8 protein-coding genes and 1 pseudogene are annotated in these 10,233 nt (G+C 42.6%); 4 read left to right on the top strand and 5 right to left on the bottom strand.

Annotated features, from left to right (window positions below; genetic code table 11):
* Nucleotides 1–1,542 (top strand): Calx-beta domain-containing protein (locus PN457_RS06670; RefSeq protein ID WP_271732168.1); only part of this gene is annotated, 1,542 nt, incomplete at its 5' end.
* Between the two features lie 288 nt (nucleotides 1,543–1,830).
* Nucleotides 1,831–2,082: pseudogene (locus PN457_RS06665) on the top strand (hypothetical protein); the annotation flags it as partial.
* On the opposite strand, the gene PN457_RS06660 reads toward PN457_RS06665, so the two are convergent.
* On the bottom strand, nucleotides 2,079–2,735 hold the full coding sequence (locus PN457_RS06660) for a hypothetical protein (protein WP_271732166.1): 657 nt from the start codon (nucleotides 2,733–2,735) through the stop codon (nucleotides 2,079–2,081). The pseudogene PN457_RS06665 and the gene PN457_RS06660 overlap by 4 nt on opposite strands.
* A gap of 274 nt (nucleotides 2,736–3,009) precedes the next feature.
* On the opposite strand from PN457_RS06660, the gene purD reads away from it, so the two are divergent.
* Together purD and nblS are read left to right on the top strand one after the other, a co-directional pair.
* Complete coding sequence (purD, locus tag PN457_RS06655) at nucleotides 3,010–4,284, top strand: phosphoribosylamine--glycine ligase (RefSeq protein WP_271732164.1); 1,275 nt, start codon at nucleotides 3,010–3,012, stop codon at nucleotides 4,282–4,284.
* A gap of 340 nt (nucleotides 4,285–4,624) precedes the next feature.
* On the top strand, nucleotides 4,625–6,541 hold the full coding sequence (gene nblS, locus PN457_RS06650) for a two-component system sensor histidine kinase NblS (RefSeq protein ID WP_271732163.1): 1,917 nt from the start codon (nucleotides 4,625–4,627) through the stop codon (nucleotides 6,539–6,541).
* Here the strand turns inward: nblS and PN457_RS06645 are convergent.
* From PN457_RS06645 to PN457_RS06630, 4 genes are all read right to left on the bottom strand, one after another.
* Entirely contained in the window at nucleotides 6,517–7,440 is a 924-nt protein-coding gene (locus tag PN457_RS06645; RefSeq protein ID WP_271732161.1) for an alpha/beta fold hydrolase, read from the bottom strand. The genes nblS and PN457_RS06645 overlap by 25 nt on opposite strands.
* Nucleotides 7,441–7,458: 18 nt before the next feature.
* Nucleotides 7,459–8,283: an SDR family oxidoreductase gene (locus tag PN457_RS06640; RefSeq protein ID WP_271732160.1), complete on the bottom strand. Its 825-nt coding sequence runs from the start codon at nucleotides 8,281–8,283 to the stop codon at nucleotides 7,459–7,461.
* A gap of 15 nt (nucleotides 8,284–8,298) precedes the next feature.
* Complete coding sequence (locus PN457_RS06635; protein WP_271732158.1) at nucleotides 8,299–8,949, bottom strand: pentapeptide repeat-containing protein; 651 nt, start codon at nucleotides 8,947–8,949, stop codon at nucleotides 8,299–8,301.
* 378 nt (nucleotides 8,950–9,327) lie between these two features.
* Nucleotides 9,328–9,723, bottom strand: coding sequence for a hypothetical protein (locus PN457_RS06630; protein ID WP_271732170.1), 396 nt, complete (start codon nucleotides 9,721–9,723; stop codon nucleotides 9,328–9,330).
* Between the last annotated feature and the right edge of the window lie 510 nt (nucleotides 9,724–10,233).

The following is a 10,233-nucleotide window of genomic DNA, read 5'->3' as shown; positions in this document are numbered from 1 at the left end:
TACGATACCTCTGGCGATGCTTATGATGTACAAGTAGTGGGGAACTACGCCTATCTGGCTGATGGGAATGCCGGATTGCAAATCATCGATATCAGTGACCCCGCTAACCCCACCCGCACCGGCGTTTACGATACCTCTGGCGATGCTTATGGTGTACAAGTAGTGGGGAACTACGCCTATGTGGCTGATGGGAATGCCGGATTGCAAATCATCGATATCAGCAACCCCGCTAACCCCACCCCCACCGGTGTTTACGATACGCCTGGCTTTGCTGGGGATGTAGAAGTAGTGGGGAACTACGCCTATGTGGCTGAATATCAAGCAGGATTGCAAATCATTGATGTGAGTGAGTTTACTCAAGCTACAACTGAGCAACCATCTATAATAATCGCCCCTACTAATGCAGTACAACCAGAAGGTGACGAAGGTACTACCCCCTTCACCTTCACTGTTACCCGCACAGGGAATACAGGTACAAGCACTGCTAACTGGGCTGTGACAGGTACAGGTGACAACCCCGCTAACGCCGCTGACTTTGGGGGAACCCTCCCCACGGGTACGGTCACCTTTGCAGATGGGGAAACATCCCAAGTAATTACGGTGAATGTACAAGGTGATACCGTAGTAGAGGCAAATGAAACCTTTACCGTTACCCTATCTAACCCCAGTAACGCCACGATTATCACTGCTACTGCTACGGGGACGATTGAAAATGATGATACACCACCAGTGGAGAGCGATCGCCAACAAATTACATCATTAGATAATTTAATGACTCTCCCTGGTGGTAATGTATCTATTCCCCTGTTCTATAATACCTCTACTGGTGAGAATGCCCTTGCGGGTATTAGTCTGCGGTTGCACTACAATTCTAATGAATTGAGCTTCCAAACTGCAGAAAACCTCTTTACTAACGATCTATTCGTTCCACTGGCAGATTTACCTGATAGTGGGGACTTTGACAATGACCCCGAAAGCGATCGCTATATCCAATTTGGGTATACTAGCTTTGCTGCTAATTGGCCTGGTCAAACTCTACCATTAAAGTTAGGAGATTTTAACTTTACCACCACTGGTAACTTTACTGGAACTCAACTTAATCTGAGTTCCGATAATTTAGCCCCTGGTTATAGCCTAGAAGCAGACCCGATTTTAGTGAGTAAGCAGGAGTGGAATTTTGATATTGACGGGAATGGAGAAATTAAAGCTCTTTCGGATGGGATTATGATAGTACGCCATCTGTTTGGTTCTACTGCTTTCCCCGATGAAAAATTAACTCAAGGTGCGATCGCTCCTAACGCTACTCGCAACCTAGCAGAAATTCAAGCCTATTTACAACAGGGGGTAGATAACCAATACCTAGATATTGACGGGAATGGAGAAATTAAAGCTCTTTCGGATGGGATTATGATAGTACGCCATCTGTTTGGTTCTACTGCTTTCCCTGGTGATAAATTAATTGAAGGTGCGATCGCTCCTGATGCTACCAGGGATTTAACCCAGATACAAGCACATTTAACTCAGTTCAGCACTGTAATATAGATGACGGTTGACGGTTGACGGTCAACAGTCAACAAATCCAAACCTACCCCCGAATGACTGTGATATTTCTGTTCTGGGGACTCTGGGTGATTTCGGTGGTAGTGCGATCGCTTTTATTAGTGACTCATATCCCCGACTTCTGACTATGATCTTGTCAGGTAGTTATAAATTTTCGTAGAAGTCGGGGATATTGCCCATCTGGTGATGAAAATTACATATCAACATTTATTAAACAAGCTTTCAAAATACAGACAACCTCTTGAGTACCTTAATATAGATGACGGGTGACAAGCTAGTGCGATCGCCCGTGAAACCGCAGCGGTAATTAAACAAAATATTGGTTTAGTAATATTCCCCAATTTAGCGGCTTTAGGACTAACTATTACCCTAGGGTTGCATCCCTTAGCAGCGACCCTGATTCATAATGGTTCGGCAATTTTAGCTGGATTAAATGGGTTGCGTCTCCTCATCCACCAAGACCCACCAGGGGTAAGTAATGCTTGGGACTATAGGTATTTTGATTGGCAGATTATACTTTAATTCAGAGGATTATTCAGCACAAAAAGGCTGACTTTTGCTTTCAGTTTTTCTTGAGCCTTAATCTTCATTCCTTCTGCTTTGGCTTCCGCCATTTCTATTTCCTTCTTAATGTTTTCTTTGTTGGCATGAGATATACTAGCATCAATCACAAAACCTATTATGAATACTAATAGACCTAGAATAAAAGCGAAACCAGCAATATCGGCAGCCGATGCAGAAAAGGCAAAAAATACACTAAATATCAACAAGAGGCAACCACAACCAGATAGAACGAAATATTTACTTTCCGCCTCTTGTTTGGCTTTGGTCAGAAATGCCTCTGCTTTTTTTTCAGTTTCGGATACTTCCTCTATATAAGTACCAATTGTAGAGATAAATTTATTCAGAAATGAACGGTGTTTTTCCTTAGATAAATCTAGTGTTATGCTAGCTAACTTTTTAATAACCTCTAGAATTTTATAGATATCTTCAGCTTTCCAAGATGTACCACAATCCATACAAACATTAGCATTTTTAGCCTCCCCTGTCACTGCACCTATTGCACCACCTACAATCCCAAATAAAACCCAACCAGTAACGGCTCGCCCCCAATTTACTTGAGTTTCCTTTTTGAGTTGAATGTGAGTAGAACCACAATTAGGACAATTAGCCATATTTTTCTGAATATTCCAACAAAGGTATAATAATAGACAGTATTTTTTGTGGCAACTAAGGAGTATAAAAGAATTTCGTCATCTACCCTAAGACAGAGAAATAGATAAATACCTACCTTACCTTTGGGGGAGAAACTCAACTGGTTGATTTGTACACCGAATACCTGCCGTGATACGTTTTGTTTCAAACTCATTTGGCATCATGGGAAATTGTTAAAGGTTGATTCATCAGAGCTGCTAAGGTATTCTCGATCAGGGATACATGAGGAAATCAGTGAAAGTTTTAGTTGTTGGTAATGGAGGGCGGGAACACGCCCTGGCTTGGAAACTGTTACAATCTGGGCTTGAGCAAGTTGTTTGTGTACCAGGAAACGGGGGAACTGCTACTCTAGAACGTTGTCAGAACCTACCTTTGGCTGTAGATGATTTTGAGGGGATGAGCCGATACGCTCTAGAAAATGGCATTTCTTTGGTGGTAGTGGGGCCAGAAGTACCTCTAGCAATGGGAATTACAGATTACCTGCAAAGTCAAGGACTGATGGTATTTGGTCCAGGGAGAGCTGGGGCGCAAATAGAGGCTAGTAAAGCTTGGGCTAAAGCCTTAATGCAAGAGGCGGGGATTCCCACAGCCAAGGCTGCGGTATTTACTGAAGCCACGGCTGCTAAATTCTATGTAAAATCCCAGGGAATACCTATAGTTATTAAAGCCGATGGTTTAGCGGCCGGTAAAGGGGTAATAGTCGCCACAACTCAAGAACAGGCGGAAGGTGCGATTGAGGCAATTTTTGCGGGACAGTTTGGCAGTGCTGGTAATTTTGTGGTAGTGGAAGAATGTTTGATTGGGGAAGAGGTATCAGTTTTAGCCCTGACTGATGGGTTAACTATTCGCCCTTTGCTCCCCGCTCAAGACCATAAGCGGATTGGAGACGGGGATACAGGGGAAAATACCGGCGGGATGGGAGCTTACGCCCCCGCACCTATTGCTACACCCCAGTTAATGGCGCGGATTCAAGCTGAAGTGTTGGAAAGGGCGATCGCTGGTTTAAAATCTAGAGGTATTGACTATCGGGGGGTGCTGTATGCGGGCTTGATGATTGCCCCCGATGGCGAGTTCAAAGTGTTAGAATTTAACTGTCGCTTTGGTGACCCGGAAACTCAGGTGATTTTGCCACTGTTAGAAACACCCCTAGAGGAATTGATTTTGGCCTGTGTAGAACAGCGTTTGGGGGAAATGCCGCCTATAGCTTGGAAACCAGGGGCTGCGGCTACTGTGGTCGCTGCTTCAGGGGGTTATCCTGGTAAATACGACACGGGTAAAGTGATTACGGGAATCAAGGAGGCTGAAGCCGCGGGAGTGACGGTATTTCATGCAGGTACAAAATTAAACCAGCAAGGAGAAATAGTTACAGATGGGGGACGGGTGTTAAATGTAACGGGCATCGGTGAAAATTTTCAGCAGGCGATCGCTCAAGCATACACTGGGATCAAATCAATCCAATTTCAGGGGGTATATTACCGCCAAGATATCGGTCATCGAGTGCTCAAGTAGAATTTAGCTTTGGCGCTGCGCTTTGATTCCCAGCACAGGTCATGGCTAATCCTGATATTTCAATTAATATATTGATAACATCAACTATTAATTTTTCACTTGTTAGGGGTCAATCCAGTAATGAAACTAAGATTAATGCGAATGTCAACGGTTCGTTACAAATCGTAATGAAAATCTTCCCTATACTTTGACACACAAAAGGGATAGGGAGTGCAGCCGTGGTACTATTAAAGGTTATGCCTTTATAAAGACAAAACTATTAAGCATTTTTACACTAAGAGATTTTAGTAGGTTTTGTCCAACGGTTAAATAAGGAAAACTACTAACAAGTTGATTTAGAATGCTGGCTCCTTTAAAAACACTCCGGGAAGCAATTGCTAACTGGTGGTCAGAGTTCACCCTCCAGACCAAACTCTTGGCTGTGGCCACCTTGGTGGTGTCCTTGGTCATGAGTGGCCTCACATTCTGGGCTGTGAATACAATTCAGCAAGATGCGCGCATGAATGACACCCGCTTTGGTCGTGACCTAGGACTACTGCTTGCTGCTAACGTTGCTCCCCTGATCGCGGACCACAAATTCACTGAAGCCCAGCAATTTTCCCAACGCTTCTACAGCAGCACCTCTAGTGTGCGTTATATGCTCTACGCTGATGAAACTGGGAAAATATTTTTTGGCATTCCTTTTTTGGAAGAGGTAGAAAACTCCCTCACCATTGAACGACGGATACAACTACCAGAAGATTACACCAATGAGCGGAAAGAGCCCATGGTGCGGCAACATATAACCCCGGATGGAGTAGTCACGGATGTATTTATTCCCCTAATTGTTGATCAAAAACACCAGGGGGTTTTAGCCATAGGTATCAACCCCAACCAAACGGCAGTTATTTCTACTAATTTCACCCGTGATGTGACTATTGCGGTTTTTATCACGATTTGGGTGATGGTGATTTTGGCTGGAGTTATTAATGCTTTGACTATTACCAAGCCTATTAAAGAACTGTTAGTAGGGGTGAAACAAATTGCGGCTGGTAATTTCAAGCAGCGCATTGATTTACCTTTAGGGGGGGAACTAGGAGAGGTAATTCTCAGCTTTAATGAAATGGCTGAACGTCTAGAACGCTATGAGGAGCAAAATATTGAGGAATTAACAGCAGAAAAAGCCAAGCTGGAAACCCTGGTTTCTACCATTGCTGATGGTGCTGTTTTGATTGATAACAGTATGCAGGTGATTTTAGTTAACCCCACGGCCCGACGGATTTTTGGCTGGGAGGGGATAGGAGTTGAAGGGGGTAATGTTTTACATCATTTACCCTCAGCAGTGCAGATGGAAATTACCCGTCCTTTGTATGAAATGGCTGCGGGTGAATGTGACAGCGCCGAGTTCCGTATTCATTTGAATCAAGCCACTAAGCGTACTATCCGCATTCTTTTGACTACTGTACTCAATCTCCAACGGGAGAGCATCAAAGGTATTGCGATCACTGTGCAGGATATTACTCGTGAGGTAGAACTGAATGAGGCAAAAAGCCAATTTATTAGTAATGTTTCTCACGAGTTACGCACGCCTCTATTTAATATCAAATCTTTTATCGAAACTTTGCATGAGTATGGCGAAGAGTTGAGTGTGGAACAAAGACAGGATTTTCTACAAACTGTTAATAATGAAACTGATAGACTTACCCGTTTAGTTAACGATGTTTTGGATTTGTCTAAACTCGAATCTGGACGCAGTTACAATTTTGATGGTGTGGATTTAGCACAAGCTATTGAACAAACCCTGCGTACTTATGAACTCAATGCGAGGGACAAAGCTATTGAATTAATTCAGGAAATAGAGCCTTATTTACCCTTGGTTGTGGGCAACTATGATTTACTGTTACAAGTATTAGCTAATTTAGTAGGTAATTCTTTGAAGTTCTCTCAGCCGGGTGGTCAGGTAGTCATTCGCGCCTACCAACTGGACACAAACCCTGACTCACACATTGGGGGTTCTCATGTCCGGGTGGAAGTCTCGGATACTGGTATCGGTATTGCCCCTGAAGACCAACAGGCGATTTTTGACCGTTTCTTCCGTGTGGAAAATCGTGTTCACACTTTAGAAGGTACTGGTTTGGGTTTATCTATTGTTAGGAATATCATAGAACGGCATCATAGTCAAATGCATCTGGTGAGTGAGGTGGGTGTGGGTACTACTTTTTGGTTCGACTTGACTGTATTTGAAGAAGTACCTCAAGATTTGACAGCTTCTAACTGAGTAATAAATGGGGCGATCGCTTCTACAAATTCCCCTGTTGATTCATAGGGTAAAACGTTGCGTCCCGGTATTTTAATACCCGTAGCTTGGGGTAAACAGGCCAGATAATCAGCCAAGCGTTCATCTGGTGTTTCTTGTTTCCCTTCTTTGCTAATACTGGATGCAGTTTCTCCTACAACGATCAGTGTGGGCTGATTGATACAAGCTAAATAACTACTATAATTCTGTCGCCAAAATCCAGCTAAAAATGAAAATACTGCATGGCGACTTTCTAGATTTTTTGCCCCTGCGAATAACATATTTAACCATTCTTTATCTACAGCATTCTCGGAGCCAAAAAGTTGCCTAATTGAGAAAGAACGCAAAAATTTTTCTGTCCGTGCATAGCGATAAAAACCTTTGCCAAAAGGGGAATCAAAAATATTCCAAGCTATTTTTTGCTGTAATGGTGATGAGTTTTTAGTAATTACTGGCCAAGATGGAGGCCCAGCTAAAATCATCCCCAGAATTAAAGATTGTTGCTGTACTAGTTCTATGGCTACGGGTAATAATGCGCCTTGTACTACAATTACTACAGGTTTTTTAACTACTGTTAATAAAAAGGTATGTAGTTGCTGCGCCCAATCTTGAGGAGTATAAGCCACATGGGGCATATCACTTTCACCACATCCGAGTAAGTCGGGATTGTAAATAGGATTTTTACGACCTGTTTGATACCATTGGCGGCGAAACCTTTGCCAAAATTGCCGCGATAACCCCACACCAATCGGATGAATTAAAAGTAAAGGTATACCGTCACTGGCGGAATTAGCTGGTTCATGGATTTCATAGGCACAAGAATAATTGTTCCATGTATAAAACTGGGTAGGAGATATTCTAATATTCAATGAATTTACCATATTAATCGGGTTTTTTTCTTAAAAAATAATGTGTGTGTGAGTTAATTTATACCCTGCTTCTTTAATTTTTCGGTTGGATACTTTAGCATTATATGGACGGTTACTTGTAGTAGTATTATCCCATTTTACTTTGGGTAAATCGTGTTTTTTAAACAAGCGACTTAGTAACTCTCGACTAGTTAAATAGGCATCATCTACTAAATTATAAATACCTTCTAAGTAATGTTGGCGGGCAAATTCTATCGCCCCAACAATATCATCTAGGTGAACCCAATTGGTGACATCTTCACCATTACCGGGACGAGTTGTACCAGGAAGTGTACTAAATATTTTGATCAGTTCCCGATTCGGTCCATAAATACCTCCCAACCTGAAGATACAAACACGCAGTTGATCAGTAGATGCTGCTAGCAATACATCCTCAGTGGCTTGGAGAATCTTTCCCCGCTCATGAGTGGGTCTAAGTGGGGTTTGTTCATCTACCCATCCACCGTTATGGTCGCCATAAACTGAATAGCTGCCGGTATATATTATCTGCTTGATTGTAGGAAGATCTGGTAAAAGGTTCACCAGATTTTCAGCAGTTTTGAGGTAAGTTTCTGCGTATAAATTTACCCCTTTTGCCCCAAGACTCAACAGGACAACATCTTGATTTTGCAATACAGATTTTAGTCCTTCTCGGTGATGGCCTTGGATAACTACAACTTTGTGGGCTAGAGTTTGTAATGTGGGGACACGCTCTGGGGTGGTTGTGGTAGCAGTGATCATAAAATTCGTTTTTTGCTGCCACAATTGAGCAACTGCACAACCAACGTAACCGCAACCAATAATGGCGATGTTCATAAATCAAACTGATTGTTAACTATGGATGGCACCATCGGGCATAATTGCACCGGCTAAATTAGCACCAATTAATTTTACCAGTAGGCGATCGCCCGAACGAATCCGCGCCCCTGTCAAGTCGGCTCCGCGCAGGTCAGCGCCACTCAGGTCAGCGCCAATTAAATTAGTAGAGCGTAAGTTAGCTTCTCTGAGGTCGGCTAAAAGTAAATTAGCTCTAAACAAATTGGCTTGAGATAAATTTGCTCCCCGGAGAATGACTTTATGCATAAAAGTATCACTCAGGTCAGCGCCACTCAAGTTAGCATAACTCAAGTTTCGCCCAGATAAATCCTTGTTGCTGAGGTTAGAGCCGCTGAAGTTCTTACCACTCAAATCCGGGTTAGGGCTAGGTGGTTTGTAGGTAGTGTGGGGTGGTTTTTTGGGTGGAGATACCGGAGAATGAGCAACATGGTTATGCTTCTTGCCATTTAAAGCTCGCAATTGATCACGAGCTTCATTAATAGCTTTGAGCTTTTCTTGGGCTTTCTTTTGTAAACGAAGATTATCTTGAGGAATGCGATCAGGATGCCAAATGAAAACCAAGTCTTTATAAGCCTGGTTGACTTCCTCAAGTGTGGCTCCAGGTTCTATTTCCAAAACTCGATAATACTGCTCCATCTCGCTCATCAGGTATTTTTGTGAACAATCTTAAGTATGAGTGATGCAGCTGCCAGATCAAACCTACTCCAGTGTAGTTTTGATGTGGGAATTAGTGAGAATTCCACCCTAGTCAAGCCCTAGGGCGGGTGATTCTCCACCAGCATGGATTCCACCAGCAGAATAGTTTTTCTCTAACTGAGATTTAAATATTATACAAGCCTGTTTGAGGTAACTCAGTTCATAAATAACCTTTTGATCCTAAATTCCCACATATAGCATTTACCATGCTCGTGAGGTACAATTTTTTTTAGTTTGAGGGAACAGGGAACAGGGAACAGGGAACAGGGAATTGGTGTTTACTTCATGAGCCTGAAAAAGGCTATAGTATATTTAACGTATAGTCTGTTACCTACTTCTCCACCGATGCCTGGCTCTCCAATAAGTCATAAGTGGAAACTGATAAATTTCTGCCAAAATCCAGATAATAATTGATAAATGTGACAAAAAAGTGAGTATTGTCCAGATATAGGGTAACCAAGTAATGGGGCTATCAGATATTGGGGGTAAGTAATAAGCAGCTAGGGCAATGATAGTTGTTGGGATAACCACAAAAGCAATTGCTGCTGCACCATAACCCCAACCCAGTTCCACCCCTTCTAGTTGGGGTTCTGTCCAGTTAAAGCCATTCCAGCGCCATATCAGTGGGGGTTGCCGAGAAGGCATTTTGATTTGTTGTTCTTCTAGGTTGACAGTAAAAATCTCATGACAGAAGTCACAGGCCATAGTTTCCATCATTGGCATCTGAGAAATTTTACCGACGCGACAGACAGGACAGGGGTAAATTTCTTGCAGGTTCACAATAATTTAATGAATTTATAGTCATTTATGTACATTTATAGTATAATATTATGAGTGTACGATCATTAAATGAATGAAACTATCTGATTATGCAAAAAAGGTAGGGATAAGTTATGGAACTGCGTGGCGTTGGTACAAATCCGGCGTAATCACAGGTTATCAACAACCTACAGGAACCATAATTATTAATCTACCTGAAACTAACCAAAACCCTAAGAGGGTGTTTGAAAAGTCCCTCATGGTGTATCAAATATTTTTAGATCCCCCTAAATCCCCCTTGAGAAGGGGGACTTTGACTCTAGTTCCCCCCTTGAGAAGGGGATAAAAAATATTTAGCGATCGCGCTATTTCCAAGATTGGGGACTTTGACTCTAGTTCCCCCCTTGAGAAGGGGGGTTAGGGGGGATCAAGAAGTGTCTAAAATCACCTTATAAAACTTATCAAACATCCTCT

It is taken from the genome of Anabaenopsis arnoldii, assembly GCF_028331025.1.
GTDB lineage: Bacteria > Cyanobacteriota > Cyanobacteriia > Cyanobacteriales > Nostocaceae > Anabaenopsis > Anabaenopsis arnoldii.
Note: the sequence above shows the minus strand (reverse complement) of the source record. Positions and strands in the feature narration are given on the sequence as shown.

What these genes read in the sequence shown, in the direction of transcription:
- PN457_RS06660 (WP_271732166.1), bottom strand. Translation starts at nt 2,735, where the DNA reads ATGGCTAATTGTCCTAATTGTGGTTCTACTCACATTCAACTCAAAAAG.
- nblS (WP_271732163.1), top strand. Translation starts at nt 4,625, where the DNA reads ATGCTGGCTCCTTTAAAAACACTCCGGGAAGCAATTGCTAACTGGTGG.
- PN457_RS06645 (WP_271732161.1), bottom strand. Translation starts at nt 7,440, where the DNA reads ATGGTAAATTCATTGAATATTAGAATATCTCCTACCCAGTTTTATACA.
- PN457_RS06640 (WP_271732160.1), bottom strand. Translation starts at nt 8,283, where the DNA reads ATGAACATCGCCATTATTGGTTGCGGTTACGTTGGTTGTGCAGTTGCT.
- PN457_RS06635 (WP_271732158.1), bottom strand. Translation starts at nt 8,949, where the DNA reads ATGAGCGAGATGGAGCAGTATTATCGAGTTTTGGAAATAGAACCTGGA.
- PN457_RS06630 (WP_271732170.1), bottom strand. Translation starts at nt 9,723, where the DNA reads ATGCCAATGATGGAAACTATGGCCTGTGACTTCTGTCATGAGATTTTT.